General features: G+C 32.9%; 16 protein-coding genes and 8 tRNA genes. 21 read left to right on the plus strand and 3 right to left on the minus strand.

Going from position 1 to position 16,531, the window contains the following annotated elements; translation table 11 throughout:
* Positions 1-3 precede the first annotated feature (3 nt).
* The 8 genes from COE53_RS07685 to COE53_RS07720 all read left to right on the plus strand — a co-directional run bounded on the left by COE53_RS07685 (position 4) and on the right by COE53_RS07720 (position 843).
* Positions 4-88, plus strand: a tRNA-Tyr gene (locus COE53_RS07685).
* Between the two features lie 6 nt (positions 89-94).
* Positions 95-168 (plus strand) — tRNA-Trp (locus COE53_RS07690).
* A gap of 15 nt (positions 169-183) precedes the next feature.
* Positions 184-259, plus strand: a tRNA-His gene (locus COE53_RS07695).
* An 80-nt stretch (positions 260-339) separates the two neighbouring features.
* Positions 340-414, plus strand: a tRNA-Gln gene (locus COE53_RS07700).
* Positions 415-419: 5 nt separating this feature from the next.
* A tRNA-Gly gene (locus COE53_RS07705) sits at positions 420-494 on the plus strand.
* Positions 495-499: 5 nt separating this feature from the next.
* Positions 500-570 (plus strand) — tRNA-Cys (locus COE53_RS07710).
* A 14-nt stretch (positions 571-584) separates the two neighbouring features.
* Positions 585-668 (plus strand) — tRNA-Leu (locus tag COE53_RS07715).
* A gap of 92 nt (positions 669-760) precedes the next feature.
* Positions 761-843 (plus strand) — tRNA-Leu (locus tag COE53_RS07720).
* Positions 844-1,029: 186 nt separating this feature from the next.
* On the opposite strand, the gene COE53_RS07725 is transcribed toward COE53_RS07720, so the two are convergent.
* Entirely contained in the window at positions 1,030-1,326 is a 297-nt protein-coding gene (locus COE53_RS07725; RefSeq protein WP_069033137.1) for a hypothetical protein, read from the minus strand.
* 513 nt (positions 1,327-1,839) lie between these two features.
* Here COE53_RS07725 and queG point away from each other — a divergent pair.
* From queG to COE53_RS07780, 12 genes are all read left to right on the plus strand, one after another.
* Complete coding sequence (queG, locus tag COE53_RS07730) at positions 1,840-2,964, plus strand: tRNA epoxyqueuosine(34) reductase QueG (protein WP_069033138.1); 1,125 nt, start codon at positions 1,840-1,842, stop codon at positions 2,962-2,964.
* A 76-nt stretch (positions 2,965-3,040) separates the two neighbouring features.
* A complete protein-coding gene (locus COE53_RS07735; protein ID WP_175403469.1) occupies positions 3,041-3,955 on the plus strand; it encodes an amidase domain-containing protein in 915 nt (304 codons plus the stop codon).
* Positions 3,956-4,017: 62 nt separating this feature from the next.
* Complete coding sequence (gene trmL / locus COE53_RS07740; protein WP_056467857.1) at positions 4,018-4,512, plus strand: tRNA (uridine(34)/cytosine(34)/5-carboxymethylaminomethyluridine(34)-2'-O)-methyltransferase TrmL; 495 nt, start codon at positions 4,018-4,020, stop codon at positions 4,510-4,512.
* A 434-nt stretch (positions 4,513-4,946) separates the two neighbouring features.
* Positions 4,947-6,842: a PrkA family serine protein kinase gene (locus tag COE53_RS07745; protein WP_069033140.1), complete on the plus strand. Its 1,896-nt coding sequence runs from the start codon at positions 4,947-4,949 to the stop codon at positions 6,840-6,842.
* Between the two features lie 103 nt (positions 6,843-6,945).
* Positions 6,946-7,848 carry an aldo/keto reductase gene (locus tag COE53_RS07750; RefSeq protein WP_098947665.1) on the plus strand — a complete coding sequence of 301 codons (903 nt, stop codon included), beginning with the start codon at positions 6,946-6,948 and terminating at the stop codon, positions 7,846-7,848.
* Positions 7,849-8,174: 326 nt separating this feature from the next.
* Positions 8,175-9,368, plus strand: coding sequence for a sporulation protein YhbH (gene yhbH, locus COE53_RS07755; RefSeq protein WP_025671718.1), 1,194 nt, complete (start codon positions 8,175-8,177; stop codon positions 9,366-9,368).
* Positions 9,369-9,602: 234 nt separating this feature from the next.
* Positions 9,603-9,878, plus strand: coding sequence for a hypothetical protein (locus tag COE53_RS07760; protein ID WP_098947667.1), 276 nt, complete (start codon positions 9,603-9,605; stop codon positions 9,876-9,878).
* Entirely contained in the window at positions 9,865-9,990 is a 126-nt protein-coding gene (locus COE53_RS24285) for a hypothetical protein (protein ID WP_286162545.1), read from the plus strand. The genes COE53_RS07760 and COE53_RS24285 overlap by 14 nt, the downstream gene beginning before the upstream one ends.
* A 494-nt stretch (positions 9,991-10,484) precedes the next feature.
* A complete protein-coding gene (locus COE53_RS07765; RefSeq protein ID WP_098947669.1) occupies positions 10,485-11,198 on the plus strand; it encodes a response regulator transcription factor in 714 nt (237 codons plus the stop codon).
* Between the two features lies 1 nt (position 11,199).
* Positions 11,200-12,135, plus strand: a complete 936-nt coding sequence (locus COE53_RS07770) for a sensor histidine kinase (RefSeq protein ID WP_069033144.1) — start codon at positions 11,200-11,202, stop codon at positions 12,133-12,135.
* Positions 12,136-12,233: 98 nt separating this feature from the next.
* Positions 12,234-13,157, plus strand: coding sequence for an ABC transporter ATP-binding protein (locus COE53_RS07775; RefSeq protein ID WP_069033145.1), 924 nt, complete (start codon positions 12,234-12,236; stop codon positions 13,155-13,157).
* Positions 13,150-13,842 carry an ABC transporter permease gene (locus tag COE53_RS07780; protein WP_069033146.1) on the plus strand — a complete coding sequence of 231 codons (693 nt, stop codon included), beginning with the start codon at positions 13,150-13,152 and terminating at the stop codon, positions 13,840-13,842. The genes COE53_RS07775 and COE53_RS07780 overlap by 8 nt, the downstream gene beginning before the upstream one ends.
* Before the next feature lie 388 nt (positions 13,843-14,230).
* On the opposite strand, the gene COE53_RS07785 is transcribed toward COE53_RS07780, so the two are convergent.
* Positions 14,231-14,551, minus strand: a complete 321-nt coding sequence (locus tag COE53_RS07785) for a hypothetical protein (RefSeq protein ID WP_069033147.1) — start codon at positions 14,549-14,551, stop codon at positions 14,231-14,233.
* 641 nt (positions 14,552-15,192) lie between these two features.
* Here COE53_RS07785 and COE53_RS23895 point away from each other — a divergent pair.
* On the plus strand, positions 15,193-15,366 hold the full coding sequence (locus COE53_RS23895) for a hypothetical protein (RefSeq protein WP_158095150.1): 174 nt from the start codon (positions 15,193-15,195) through the stop codon (positions 15,364-15,366).
* 141 nt (positions 15,367-15,507) lie between these two features.
* Here the strand turns inward: COE53_RS23895 and COE53_RS07795 are convergent, their stop codons facing one another.
* Positions 15,508-16,434, minus strand: coding sequence for a DMT family transporter (locus COE53_RS07795; RefSeq protein WP_069033149.1), 927 nt, complete (start codon positions 16,432-16,434; stop codon positions 15,508-15,510).
* Between the last annotated feature and the right edge of the window lie 97 nt (positions 16,435-16,531).

A 16,531-nucleotide genomic window follows, 5' to 3' on the forward strand; every position in this document is an offset into this window, starting at 1 on the left:
ACCGGAGGGGTAGCGAAGTGGCTAAACGCGGCGGACTGTAAATCCGCTCCCTGTGGGTTCGGCGGTTCGAATCCGTCCCCCTCCACCATTTTATAGGGGCATAGTTTAACGGTAGAATAGAGGTCTCCAAAACCTTTGGTGTGGGTTCGATTCCTACTGCCCCTGCCAAATAATACAATAATGGCGGTCGTGGCGAAGTGGTTAACGCATCGGATTGTGGTTCCGACACTCGTGGGTTCGATTCCCATCGGTCGCCCCATTTAAATTGTTGTAACGATTACTCAAGTAAGTATTATAATTTATAGTAAATTGAATATAGTATATAAAGTTCTTAATTAATGGGCTATAGCCAAGCGGTAAGGCAACGGATTTTGATTCCGTCATGCCCTGGTTCGAATCCAGGTAGCCCAGCCATTTATGCGGAAGTAGTTCAGTGGTAGAATACAACCTTGCCAAGGTTGGGGTCGCGGGTTCGAACCCCGTCTTCCGCTCCAAATATGGCGGTATAGCCAAGTGGTAAGGCAGAGGTCTGCAAAACCTTTATCATCGGTTCAAATCCGGTTACCGCCTTTTAATTTACTTCTGCCGGGGTGGTGGAATGGCAGACACACAGGACTTAAAATCCTGCGGGGGTTGACCCCGTGCCGGTTCGAGTCCGGCCCTCGGTATCATTAAACCTCTTACTTTTGTAAGAGGTTTTTAATTACAGATTTGATGGACAATTTGTCTTTCATATATTATAATTATTTTATAACTTTTTGGCGGTGTGGTGGAATGGCAGACACGCCTGACTCAAAATCAGGTATCTTCACGGATGTGCAGGTTCAAGTCCTGTCACCGCTATATTGTAATCAGAGAAGAGGATTTTGCAGAGATGCAGAATCCTTTTTTTGTAGGTTAATTCTTCTTCATTAGGCATTATCTAATTGTCTTCTTATTGTTTTAAGGAACATCATAAAGAAAGGCAGCGACTATAACAATGGTCGCTGCCTTCTTTATGTGACTATGATTCATTTAGAAGTGCGTATTTTACATTTTTACATACTTACGTTTTTGCTTAGACGCAAGCCAATCAAATTGTTTAGGTTTTCTTTTATTTGCTAAAGTAACTACTAAACCAGTTGTTGCTATTAGTAGGCTTGCAGCAGCTACTTTAATCGTAAATTGTTTTGCATCTTTTAATTTCTCATTATTGTATCGATCAAGTTCCTTAATTGTATCCTGTGTGAAATCAATCCTGTCGTTTGTTTCTTCAATCAAACTACATACACCTTCGAAACTTTCGACCAAAGGATTTTTATCTTCATTTACTAAAGGATCTGACATAGTTACTCTCCTCCTATATTTAAACACCTATAAAGAAGAATTCTATGGGAAAATACATTATACCTTCATTCAAATTTCTACAAATCTTTCATATTCTCTGCTAATAGATAATGAATAAAAGTACTGTTGAATATTGATCTTTTACTTACTCACGTCATCCGCTATTTTTTACCTCTATAAAGATTTTCTACTCTCGACGGTTTTATAAATCAAGCTTGAACTCTTTCGACAAAAAATGATTTTATTCTTGAATTTGTGACATATATATGATAAATTTAATAACAAGTTCATTAAAACCTACTAAATACATATTACATTTGTATTAGTAGTTTAGCACTTATAACTTGATAACAACGCAGTGTATTGATTCATTCGAAGAACGATACATTGCGTTTTTTTATATTAAAAAGTCTATTATTAAAGACTTTTGTGACATAATTAGATAAAGAAATAATTTTCTGACTAGAATAGTAATTATAATTTGTAAATTAACAGGCAGTTAGGTGATTCCTTGTGAATATAAAAGAATTTCAAAAAAAATTGATTTCATATAGTAAAGAAATTGGAATAGATAAGATAGGATTTACGACGGTTGATCCATTTTTAACATTAAAAAATCGGTTATATAGGCAGCAGGAATTAAATTATCAATCGGGTTTTGAAACAAAGGATATTGAACGAAGAGTAGATGCAAGAAAAATTATGACAGAAGCTAATTCAATTATTGCAATTGCTTTAGCGTATCCATCTAAATTAAAAAATCCTCCTAAAAGTAAAAAAGGATCTACAAGAGGAATTTTTTGTAGGGCTTCGTGGGGGGAAGATTACCATGTAGTTGTAAAAAAGAAATTACTTCAGCTTGAGTCATTTATATTATTACATTATCCAAATGCAAATGTTCAGTCGATGGTTGATACTGGTGAGCTAGTAGATCGAGCTGTGGCTGAGCGAGCTGGTATAGGTTGGAGTGCTAAAAATTGTTCAATTATTACACCAGAATTCGGTTCATATGTGTATTTAGGGGAAATGATTACATCACTGCCTTTTGAACCAGATTCGCCTATTGAGGAACAGTGTGGAGAGTGTACAAAATGCATTGATGTTTGTCCAACAAGTGCGATTGTTTCTCCAGGTCAATTAAATGCTAAAAATTGTATTGCTTTTTTAACACAATCAAAAGAGATGATTCCTGTTGAATTTCGAAAAGAGCTGGGAAATCGTATATATGGATGCGATACATGTCAGACAGTTTGTCCTAAAAATAAAGGTATTAATTTTACTCATCATACTGAGATGGAACCTGATCCGGAAACTGTAAAACCATTATTACGCTCTGTATTAAAGGTAAGTAACCGAGAGTTTAAAAGTCAGTTTGGCCAAATGTCTGGGTCTTGGAGAGGAAAGAATCCTATTCAGCGAAATGCCATCATTGCTTTAGCACATTTTAAAGATGAATCGGCATTAGATGATTTAAAGGAATTAGCGAAAAAAGATGCAAGGCCAGTAATTAGAGGTACAGCTATTTGGGCTATTTTTGAGATTGAGGGAAAGAATAGTACACCATTTATTGAAAGTTGTTTGCAAAAAGAGCAAGACGAGATTGTATTAAAGGAAATTAATGCTGTTCTGTCAAGGTAATCAATATTGAGTGGTATAATCTCTTATTTTTCAACATCGTATAGAATAAGAATATATGTTGAAAAGGGGGATTATCTTGTTTAATCGTGAACTTTTAGAGTGTTATTTAAAAGAACGATTACAACTTTATTTTGGTGAAGGACATCGAAGTCATCCTATTCAAGAAAAAGAATATCAGGCAATCCGGCGTAAAGTTGAATTATATAATAAGCGTAATATTTCTTTAGTGAAAGTATATGGAAATCTTGATGTAAACAATATTTGGACTGATCAGGACGTAACGTATATAAATTATACATTCCATACGCGATATTTTTTAAAGCAAACTGATTTATATTTTGAAGAGGATCAACATGAAAGACAGATCGCGATTGAAAATAATGAAATCTTATATGACATACCATTCCCAATTGATAATCAAGTTGAAAATTTTGAACTCGAAGAAGACGATTTAAGTGAAAATGAATCATTAGATCGAAATAACAGATATAACCGATTTAATGCTGTTAAATATGCTGAAACCTGGTGGGATGGCCATAATAAAGAATATCCATTGTATGCAAATGATTGTACTAATTTTATATCCCAATGTTTAAGGGCTGGAGGCATTCGAATGGTTGGAATGCCAAAACCAGGGACAGGGTGGTGGTATAAAAATCATTCTAATAGTAGTTATAGCTGGAGAGTTGCTCACGCATTAAGAAGATTTTTACCTTCACCTAAAACTGGAATTAAAGCAGAAGAGGTGCCTTCTCCAAAAGATCTTACATTGGGGGATATTATCGTATATGATTTCGAAGGTGATGGTGTATGGAATCATTGTACAATCGTTGTTGCTAAGGATGAAAATGGTGAACCGTTAGTGAATGCACATACAGTAAATAGCCGTAAAAGATATTGGTCATACTATGATTCTTCTGCTTTTACGGAGAATATTAAGTATAAGTTTTTTCACTTCGTTGATGATTTTTCTAACCCTCCAATGGAATAATACCTTATTAATTACGAATTTGGTATAATATAAAGCATTGAAACAATATAGAGGTGAAAAAGATGGGAATACACGTTGTATTATATCAACCACAAATTCCAGCAAATACAGGAAATATTGCACGTACTTGTGCAGGAACAGATACAAGTTTGCATTTAATCCGTCCGTTAGGTTTTTCAACTGATGATAAAATGTTAAAAAGAGCTGGTCTTGATTATTGGGAGCATGTAGATATCCATTATCATGATTCTTTGGACGATTTATTTGATAAATATAAAGACGGAAAATTTTACTTTATAACTAAATTTGGGGAAAAAACATATTCAAACTTTGATTATACAAATTTAGATGAAGAGATTTTCTTTGTATTTGGTAGAGAAACAACAGGACTTCCGAAAGAGTTAATTGAAAAAAACATGGAAACTTGTTTACGCATACCAATGACAGATCATATTAGATCTCTAAATTTATCAAATACAGCTGCAATTTTAATTTACGAAGCTTTGCGTCAGCAAGATTTCCGTGAATTGTTAAAGGTAAAGGATTATTCTAAGTAATAAAAGTCACCATTTAGGTGATTTTTTTTATTAAATTAAGATCCGATCAAAGAGTACACAAATAAAAAAGATGCTTCCGTTAAAACGGTCTAAATAAAATTAAGATCCGCGTTTAGAAGCATCCTTTAAAAAATATTATCTGTTTTTCAGTCCAGGTTTGTCATTATAGCCGCCTGTGAAAATTGCTGCTAAGAATGATGCTGTTACTAATAAAATTAATACTAGTCTCATCAGTATGTATCCTCCCAATTGAAAAATTCCCAACACCCTAAACCTTATTATACAGAAAAAACATAGAAATATGAAAGTAAATTTATGAGAATTGGATTTCGATAAAATATATTTTCCTACTCAAAGATATAGCATGAGTACGGACATCCTTGCATATCCTTTAATAATCTCTCTTACAGATGAGAAGAAGGAGGTACTTGTCCATGGATATTTTAAAGAAACTTGAGCAGCACCGGGACATGGAACAAAGATTGAAATGGGAAGGCACTTTTGCTGAGTATCTTGAAATGCTAAAAGAGGAGCCCTTGGTTGCACAAACTGCACATTCTAGAATTTATAATATGATTAAAGACGCAGGTATTGAAGAAGTGAATGGTAAAAAAACCTACAGTTTCTTTAATAACAACCTATATGGATTAGAAGAAGCGCTAGAGAGACTCGTGGAAGAATATTTCCATCCTGCTGCCAAGAGATTAGATGTTAAAAAACGTATTTTATTGTTAATGGGCCCTGTAAGTGGTGGTAAATCTACACTAGTAACGATGTTAAAAAGAGGCTTAGAAAATTATTCAAGGTCTGATCAAGGAGCAATCTACGCTATTAAAGGTTGCCCAATGCATGAAGATCCATTGCATTTAATTCCTAACCATTTAAGAGATGATTTTTTCCAAGAATATGGAGTTCGAATTGAAGGAAATCTTTCACCTTTAAATTTAATGAGACTTGAACAAGAGTTTGGTGGAAGAATAGAAGATGTTATGGTAGAAAGAGTATTTTTATCAGAGGATCGTCGAGTTGGTATTGGGACTTTTAGCCCGTCTGATCCAAAATCACAAGATATTGCAGATTTAACAGGAAGTATTGATTTTTCAACAATTGCTCAATTTGGATCAGAGTCAGATCCACGTGCCTACCGGTTTGATGGTGAGTTGAATAAAGCAAACCGTGGAATGATGGAATTCCAAGAGATGTTAAAATGTGATGAAAAGTTTTTATGGCACTTATTATCCCTGACGCAGGAAGGAAACTTTAAGGCAGGGCGTTTTGCATTGATTTCTGCGGATGAGTTAATCATTGCTCATACGAATGAAACAGAGTACAGATCCTTTATTAATAATAAGAAGAATGAAGCACTTCATTCTCGAATAATCGTAATGCCAATTCCTTATAACTTAAGAGTTAGCGAAGAAGAGAGAATTTATCAAAAAATGATCTCTGAAAGTGATGTTTCAAATGTCCATATTGCTCCACATACTTTACGTGTCGCAGCAATGTTTACAATTCTTACTCGTTTAAAAGAACCAAAACGAGGAGATATTGATTTAGTTAAGAAGATGCGTCTATATGATGGTGAAATGGTAGAAGGCTATAACACTGTTGATTTAGAAGAGCTGAAGAAAGAATATTTAGATGAAGGTATGCATGGTATCGATCCACGATATGTCATTAACCGTATTTCATCTACAATTATTCGAAAAGAGATTCCTTCAATTAATGCTCTGGATGTATTACGCTCATTAAAAGATGGTTTAGATCAACATCCATCTATTTCTAATGAAGATCGTGAGCGTTATATGAATTTTATCTCAATCGCAAGAAAAGAATACGATGATATTGCAAAACAAGAAGTTCAAAAAGCTTTTGTATATTCATATGAAGAGTCTGCAAAAACACTTATGGATAATTATCTTGATAATGTAGAAGCATATTGCAATAAGAATAAGCTTCGTGATCCTTTAACAGGTGAAGAGATGAATCCAGATGAGAAGTTGATGCGTTCAATTGAAGAACAAATTGGTATCTCTGAGAATGCAAAGAAAGCATTCCGTGAAGAAATACTAATTAGAATCTCTGCATATGCAAGAAAAGGTAAACGTTTTGATTACAATTCACACGAAAGATTAAAAGAAGCAATCCAAAAGAAACTTTTTTCGGATCTGAAGGATGTTGTGAAGATTACGACGTCCACAAAAACTCCTGACGAGCGTCAATTAAAGAAAATTAATGACGTTGTCAGCAGATTAGTTGATGAATATGGTTATAACTCAACATCAGCAAACGAATTATTACGCTACGTAGGTTCATTACTTAACCGTTAAATTGTTTAAGCGGCTATCGATTAGATAGCCGTTTTCTTTTGCAATTAATAACGTTTATCCTATAATGAGGATAATGATTAAAAAGAAAGGTGAGATAGTGTAAATGAAAAGAATTCAAATAGCTGAAAATCTTGAGTTTTCTCAAATTATTCACGGTTTATGGCGCTTATCTGAATGGAAAATGACATCAGAACAATTAGTCACTTTTATAGAAGAATGTATTGATTTAGGAATTACAACATTTGATCATGCCGATATTTACGGTGGGTATACTTGTGAAGAAATTTTTGGAAAGGCTCTAGCATTAAAACCGGAGCTTCGTGAAAAAATTCAAATCGTTACAAAATGTGGTATAAAGTTAAAGTCATCAAAGTTCCCTGAACTTAAAATGAATCATTATGATACTAGTAAAGAGCATATCCTTATGAGTGTTAATAATTCTCTGGAAAATCTACAAACAGATTATATCGATTTACTTTTAATACATAGACCAAATCCGTTTATGAATCCAAAGGAAATTGCAGAGGCGTTTAATCAACTTCATTCGGAAGGAAAAGTACGCTACTTTGGAGTATCAAACTTTTTACCATCTCAATTTAATGCATTACAAGCATATCTAAACATGCCTTTAGTAACAAATCAAATCGAAGTTTCGCCAATGCAATTAGAGCATTTTGAAAAGGGAACGATTGATTTATTACTTGAAAAAGATATTGCTCCAATGATCTGGTCCCCATTAGCAGGTGGACAAATTTTTACTAGTCAGTCTGAATCAGCTGTACGAGTTCGAGCAATGCTTGAAGAGATTTCTAGTGAAATTGGCGCAAATTCAATCGACGAAGTAATGTATGCATGGTTATTAGCTCATCCTGCTAAAATGATGCCAATCGTAGGGTCTGGTAAAATTGAACGTGTTAAAACAGCAGTTGAGTCTACAAAGTTAAGAATGTCAGCGGAACAATGGTTACGAATTTACGTAGCTGGAATGGGTCATAATTTACCTTAAATAAAAATAAGTGGAGAACTTTTACTAGTTTTCCACTTATTTTTTTGTTCTTTTTTAAGTAATTTTACATATAGTTAAAGGCAAAAGTTTATTGGAATTTTTATATAAATATATCTATTTTTAAGGACTCGTCCAATTTTCTGAAAAAATGGGTGTAAAATTTAGAAGAAACATTGTCAATTATTGTGTCCTTCTGCATATGATAGAGTAATCCATAAAAAAGGGTAGAAAATCACCTACCGATTTAGTTTATGCAATTTAGCATTACTGTGTGACGATTTTTTTATTTTTAAAATAAATCATAACAAGTAAGGGAGGGAAAGAAAATGAGTAATGAAAATAATGAACATGAACAAAAGCATAATTTTACCATTTCACAGGAAGACTGGACCCTCCATCGTAAAGGACACGACGACCAACAGCGCCACCAAGAGAAGGTACAAGAGGCGATTAAAAAAAATTTAGCAGATTTGATCACAGAAGAAAGCATCATCATGTCAAACGGGCGCGATGTAGTAAAAATTCCAATTCGGTCACTAGATGAGTATAAGATTAGATACAACTACGATAAAAATAAACACGTTGGTCAGGGTACTGGAGACAGTAAAGTTGGCGATGTAGTGGCAAGAGATGGTTCACAAGGTGGCCAGCCGCAAAAAGGTGCTGGCAAAGGGCAAGGAGCAGGTAAGGAATCAGGCGAAGATTATTATGAGGCAGAGGTTTCACTAATGGAATTAGAGGAAGCTCTTTTTAGTCAGTTAGAATTACCGGATCTAAAACGCAAAGAACAAGACTTAAATACAGTAGAAAATATTGAATTTAATGACATTAGAAAAACTGGATTAATGGGTAACATTGATAAAAAACGTACAATGATGTCTGCGTTTAAACGTAACGCAATGAGTGGCACGCCATCATTCTATCCTATATCTCCAGAAGACTTAAAGTTCCGTACATGGAATGAAATTAGAAAACCAGAATCGAAAGCCGTCGTACTCGCAATGATGGATACGAGCGGAAGTATGGGCTTATGGGAAAAGTATATGGCACGAAGCTTCTTCTTTTGGATGACAAGATTTTTACGAACAAAATATGAATCAGTTGATATCGAATTTATTGCACACCATACAGAAGCAAAAGTAGTTACAGAAGAAGAGTTCTTCACAAAAGGAGAAAGCGGAGGAACAATCTGTTCATCTGCTTATCGAAAAGCTTTAGAAGTGATTGAATACAAATATTCTCCTGAAAGATATAATATCTATCCATTCCACTTCTCTGATGGAGATAATTTAACATCTGATAATGCTCGCTGCGTAAAATTAGTTCAAGAATTAATGAAAGTGAGCAATATGTTCGGATACGGAGAAGTAAACCAATACAATCGACACAGTACGCTAATGTCCGCGTATAAAAACATAAATGACGAGAAATTTCGCTATTATATTTTAAAGCAAAAGTCAGATGTGTTCCATTCTATGAAGAGCTTTTTCAAGCAGGAGTATGAGAAGGCAGCGAAATAATCGCTGGATAATTGATCTAAGATGAAGTTGGTTTACATTAGCAAGTGAAACCAGAAGAGCCCCGGTAGAGGGTTTTTCTGGTTTTTTTGTTGTGAAGCGAATTTGGATTCTTATTCAACATAATGGCAGTTTAATTGAACAATATTAGACAAGTTATTTATGTTAATTGTGTTATTCTATTTATAAAAACAAATTGTAATTATTTTCCAGTAAAATATATTAGGAGGTTTATTTATGAAAAGAAAATTAGTATTATCCATTGGTTTAGCATTATCAATCGGATTTACAAAAGACTTCCAACATACAAAGGTATATGCACAGACTAATGGAGACCAATACAAACATGTGACAAGAGAGGAACAAGATTATAGAGAAGGTAATGCAGCTGAAGGAAAAGATATTACCACAACTATAACAGTAGAAGAACAAAATATGGTGGAAAAAAGTTCATCCAAACAAGGGTTTGTATCGCAAGAAAATGGGACAGGTTTCTTTTTTGAAAAGAAATAAAGATAAAAACGCTATTCAGCTAACGCATGCGGTAGTTGAAGATGACGAGGGGCTATTAAGTAGCCCTTTTAGTATGCAGAATAGTTCGGAAACAATTGGTTATTTATGGTAAAATATTTAAAATGGAACATTAGATAAAATGAGTAATGGGAGCTGAGGAATGAAAATTAATAAAAAAGTATCAGAAATTATAGATTCTGTAGAAAACATTGAAAATGAATTCAAAGATCTTTTTGGAATTATCGATTAGATGTAAGTTTTCCAACTGTACTCACGATAAAAATTATAAACGAAAATATTTGATAGAAATTGTGTAAACAACGAAATTTTATATAAAATTGAACCTGAAAATTAATAAGCCAACAGTCGAGTCTTTTTATACTATTTGTTCAATAAGAGGGTTGCCACTATTTTTAATAGTCACATACAAAATGTGTAATGTAGAAAATATCAAAAAAAATAAAAATTACTGGATTTCAAAAAGTGGAGAAATTTACATGTAAAATATTGTATTCTAGTACTCCTTAGATACTTTTATCTTGGGAGTATTTTAGTGTATTAATATAGTTTTTATGAAAAACCAGAATAAAAGTTGAGGATGGGATTATGATCAATCGAATCTTAATTGTAGAAGATGATCACTACATTAGTGAGATGATAAAGGATACTTTGGTGAAACATGGATATGCAGTTTCCACCGTCTTTGATGGTGAAGAGGCATTACAGATAGTAGAAGTACAAAATTTTGACTTAATTTTACTTGATATTATGATTCCCAAAATTGATGGGATGGAATGCTTAAAGATTATTAGAACCAAAAGTATGATCCCAATTTTAATTATGTCTGCAAAAGGAGAAGACGTTGATAAAGCGTTAGGTCTAGGGTTCGGTGCAGATGATTACATTGCAAAGCCTTTTTCAATGATTGAACTTGTCGCTAGAGTAAAAGCCATTCTTAGAAGAGAAAAACATTATATGGACTTAACCAATCAAGTGGTTAAGCCGACTTACCAAGAAGAAACTATTCAACTAGGTGATTTGATCATTGATATGAAAAATTATTCTGTAAAAAAATGTGGTCATGACGTAAAGCTCACGTTAAAAGAGTTTAATATCTTAAAACTCTTTATTACAAGACCAAATCAAGTATTTACAAAAGCACAAGTTTACAGCCTTGTTTGGCAAGAAGAATACTATGGTGATGAAAATGTTATTAATGTGCATATTCGACGTCTCAGAGAAAAAATAGAAGATAATCCTTCAAACCCTAAATATTTAAAGACTTTATGGAGGATTGGCTATAAATTGGGGGAATTTTAACATGATTTATCTTCTTGTATTATTTCTAGCAGCTTCCTTAATTTTTAATATTTATTTAGTTCAACATCAAAGAGTTTCGAATCAAGAAATTTCCTATGTCAAAAAGAAGCTTCAATCCATCATTGAACAAAAAACTGATGAAAATGTTCTACTTTACACTAGCAACTCTCAAATGAAATCATTATTAATTCAAATCAATCGCCTCTTAGAACACAACCAGAAAACAGTGGCCAATTTTCATTCTGTTGAACGCTCAATGAGAAAAATGCTCTCGAATATCTCGCATGATTTAAAAACGCCACTTACTGTCATTCTAGGTTATATTGAAATCATTTTACACGATGAAATTATTAATCAAGAAAAAGAAAAATCCTTATTACAAACTGTTCATTTAAAAGCAGAAGAAGTTTTAGATTTAATCAATCGCTTTTTTGATCTTGTTAAACTTGAATCCAATGATGTTCATCTTGAAATGTCCAAAATCGAATTAGGAGAGATTTGCAAAAAAACAATTCTGGATTATTATGAGATACTAACAAAAAAAGAATTTGACGTATCTATTAATATTCCGAATGAACAGAAATTTATTTGGGGAAATAAAGGAGCGGTTGAGCGGATTTTAAATAATTTAATTTCTAATGCTCTTCAATATGGTTCAGATGGAAAGGTAATTGGGTTACACCTAAGAAGTACAGAGGATAAGGTTTATATAGACGTCTTCGATCGGGGAAAGGGCATTCTGGAAGATGGTAAAGATCGAGTCTTTGAACGATTATACACAATGGAAGATTCAAGAAATAAACTTTATCAAGGTAGCGGATTAGGTTTAACTATAACGAAAAGATTAGTCGAACAACTGGGCGGAAAGATTTCATTAGAAAGCATCCCAAATCACAAGACCACTTTCACTATTGAATTGAAGCGTATGACGTATTAATCGAAATTGTAATAACTTAAGAATTTTGTAAGAAATGGTTAAGAGAAAAGAAAACATTCATCGATAGAATGAGATTAATAGATGAAGGAGGGAAAAACATGACCTATATAATTCAAACAAATCATCTTACTAAAAATTATAAAGGTACCACGGTCGTTTCCAATGTGAATATGCATGTCAAAAAAGGCGAAATATATGGCTTCTTAGGTCCGAACGGTGCAGGAAAAACAACCGTTATGAAAATGATTATGAACTTAATCAAACCAACGAGTGGAGAAATTATTATTTCTGGCGAAACAGTAACCCCAAAATCTTATGAAATATTGAAGCGCATGGGGAGCATAATTGAATATCCCGTTTTTTATGACAAGTTAACAGCACGGGAAAACTTAGAGCTACACTCCGATTATATGGGTTACTACAACAAAAGTGCGATCGACACGGCTCTTGACATGGTACAACTAAAAAATTTTGAAGGAAAGGCTGTCAAAGATTTCTCTTTAGGGATGAAGCAGAGGCTTGGCTTAGCTAGAGCAATTATTACAAAGCCTGAAATCCTTATTTTAGATGAGCCAACAAATGGTTTAGACCCTGTAGGAATTAAGGAATTTCGAAATCTATTTCAAATGTTAAGTAAGGATTATGGAATGACACTATTAATCTCTAGTCATATTCTTGGAGAAATCGAACAAATTGCCGATACCATCGGAGTAATCAAGGACGGAAAGTTAGTAGAGGAAGTATTAATGGAGACAATTCGTCTTCAAAATACAGAGTATATAGAGTTAAAAACGGATGATGTGAAAAAAGCGTCATACATCATAAAAGAATCAATGTACATAACGAATTTTAAAATACTCGATGATGTTACCATTCGTATCTATGACATGAACACGGCTCAAGGGAAGATATCTAAAGCCCTTGTGTTAAATGGTGTATTAGTGGAGTCAATCAATAAAAAAGATAATACATTAGAAGATTATTTCTTAAAGAAGATCAATGGGGGCGTGATCCATGCTTAAACTTATTAATCTTGAAATAAAAAAATTTAAATTATGGCACTACTGGAAAGCTGTTTCTATATGCAATATCGCATTTATTGCACTTCTTAGTATGATGTTTTTTACAGAGATAGATGGTAAGAAAATACCTATTGAAAGTTTTGATATGGCGGCCAGCATAATAGGTGCAATGGTACGGACAACGTTTACAATTTTTGCATCAGTATTTATTGTGAAATTAATAATAGACGAATTTAGAAATAAATCAATAGATGTATTATTCACTTATCCCATTAAACGTAAAAAAATTATTTCCGCAAAGTTAACAATCGTTTTTATTTTTACTTTTGTCAACGTTTTGTTTTCGACATTATTTCTAGAAGGCCTCGTTAATTTAGCGGAAGTGAATTTTAATATTCTTCCAGGATCGATCGAATTAGAAGATATATCAAGACATTTATTGACTGCTTTTATGAATGCTATTGCGACAGCAGGTATCAGTCTTATTCCTCTGTTCTTTGGCATGCATCGTAAATCGTCGCCTGCAACCATTGTATCTTCAATTCTTATCGCTACAATTTTGAATTCAACAAGTGAGGATTTTACCTTATTTTCAATTATAGGAGTTCCTTTATCACTAGGATTGTTCGGTTTGTATATCGGGTACTATTCAATTCGAAACATAGAAAAGAAAGATTTAGTCTAATTCATTGATGAAACATTTCAAATAATAGCATGGGAGTTACAACTAGTTGGAAACAATTCTTTATTACAATAGTAATTGTTGTGATAATAATATATATTATTTTTCAGACCATGTTACTAACATATGGGATTTTGTTATTCAACTAACGCAATGCGTTAGTTGAATAAGAATTTCTTCTCAACCTCGCTAAAGTCTTCCAACAAAAGATCAAAATGCGTTATCGTTTAAATATGGTTTGTCTAGAGTAGAAACATGAGGAAGATGTGCAGAAGTGTGAACAAAAGAATATTTTTGGTTTTATTTACTGCGATTTTACTATATGTATTTGTTTATCCGGAAATTAGGGACTATGAAAAAATCCCTAGTTTTACTAAGGATTAAAATAATTTTAATTATGATAAACGCTTGATTTAGAATATACAAGTTCATAGTATGCAGACATTTCTGCTTCTGTTATATCGTATTTTCTTTGAATTTCATTGTGTTCTTCCAATAAATTTTTTGACCATTCCATTGATTGTCTATCTGTTATCTTACCAATCTTTAGTAACATTTTATTTTTTGCAAATTCTGACCTGAATTTAAGTTCGAATTCTGCAATTTCTACGATTTCTTCAGGAGAATGTTTGTCTTCGTTATTGCTAGAAGTGCTATTCATTTTAAGTATTATACCAATTATTACTATTACAATTACAATAAACCATACCACAATATCACCACCTTTCATTTTCATAATATCATGTATAAATAACTAATAGTTAAACTATTACAAAATTTATAAGGCTAAAATTTTTGTGTTTTCCCCAATCTGTGGATTGTGGAAAAATCACTGAACAGACTTCGTCAAAAAAAGTGCAGACCCCTACCAGCACGGCTTCTAAGATTGTTCAAACCAAGAAGAGTTCATCTTATGGTGACACAGAAAAACCGGCGAGCAATGAACCAAACAAAAGTGTTTCTGCATCTAGCACTTCAAAGGTAACAGGTCCTGTAAACAAAACAGAAAATTGTAATAAAGATGTTAGGAAAGTGGATACCAATCATAAGGGAAGCGTTACGATAGCTGGAGAATTGAATAAAATGGAGTACGAATAGATAGGAAGTGAAAAACAGAAAAGCCCCTTAAGGGTTTTTCTGTTTTTTTGTTGTAAATAAAAGGTTTCTTCAAAATAATAAAAACCTCTGCTGATCATGTAATATTAACTGGTAGAGCATCTTTAATATTGTGGGGTGTTTTAAAATTTTCAGATTTTTTGTTTTTGTAAAATAATTTATTTTTTGTGATATAATTTTAGAGTGAGATTGTAATATATGCATCTTAGAATTTCTAAAAGGAGCAAAATTTTTAAAATGAAATGGTTAATTGTATTTGGACCTGTAATAGAATTAGCATTATATGCAATAGTTTCTAAGTTTTGGGTAAGTGATTTTAAAGAAATAAAACCAATAATTATTTTACAAATAGTACTTTACACTTTTCTTATTACACCATTATTACTTTGGGGATATATGTTAAAGCACTAATAAATATAATTTTATAATGAAGTAAGCATACCAACGAAAATTCGGGAAGTATGCTTTTTTTTGCTTATTTTTCTTGGCCTTCATCTTTTTTACAATTTACAAAAAACAGATGTTTTCCATTCAATGAAGTTACATTTGGCATTATATTTGTTCAGTTGTGAATGTTGATTTTGTTACTTTTTCTGGCATAGTTAAAAAAATAACTGCTATGACGATACATATACCACCTAGTAATTGGTATACTCCGAAAGATTCCTTTAGCCAAGTAATAGAAACAATAGTTGCTACAAGCGGTTCGATACTAGATAAAATACTAGTCTCTGTTGCTGATAAATATTTTAGGCTACCGATGTAGAGAAGAAAAGAAAGAGTACCTATTATAATAATTAAAATTAGCAAAGAGAATGTTGACAATGTAAAGGTTTGTGAAAATTGCTTCCATTCAAAAGAATGATTGTAAATAAATAATGCAATACCTCCAATTAGCATACCCCAGCCAATAATAAGAGTCGTCCCCCATTGTTGAATAAGGGAAGTAGGGTGTAGTGTATAGAAGGTAAAACCAATAGCTGTTAACAGTCCGAATAAAATAGTTTCCTTTGACATGACAATATTATGGGCTGATCCATTTGTAATAATAAAGTATGTGCCGATCAGTGCGGAGAAAATTGCTAATACCTGCAAGGTAGAAGGCAGTTTTTTATTCTGTATTGCAACATAAATAGTAATCAGCACTGGCCCTAAAAATTGGAAAAGAGTAGCAGTCACAGCGTTACTAATATGCACAGTTTCGATAAAAGCATATTGTGCGCCAAGCATCCCGAGAATAGAGAAAATGATAAGATGTAATAGATGAACTGGTTGTTGCCAAATACGAAATATATTTTGTTTTTTTGTAAGTAAGAAACATAAAATAAAGACCCCAGCAAGTAAGAGGCGAATGACTAAATAGTCGATAGATGATATTGTCGTACGTTGAAAAAACCACTGAATTAATGGACCTGATAATCCCCATAGAGTAGCTCCTGTAAGAATCATAAATAGTCCAAGACGTCTGCTGTTTTGCATGATCATGATGCTCCTTTCAAAAATTGCTTTTATTCAATTTACATGATAAAAAGTATTATATATAACCTCTGGTACTATACAAAGTATCAATAATACA

Source organism: Bacillus sp. AFS029533 (genome assembly GCF_002585125.1).
Classification (GTDB): Bacteria; Bacillota; Bacilli; order Bacillales; family Bacillaceae_G; genus Gottfriedia; species Gottfriedia luciferensis_B.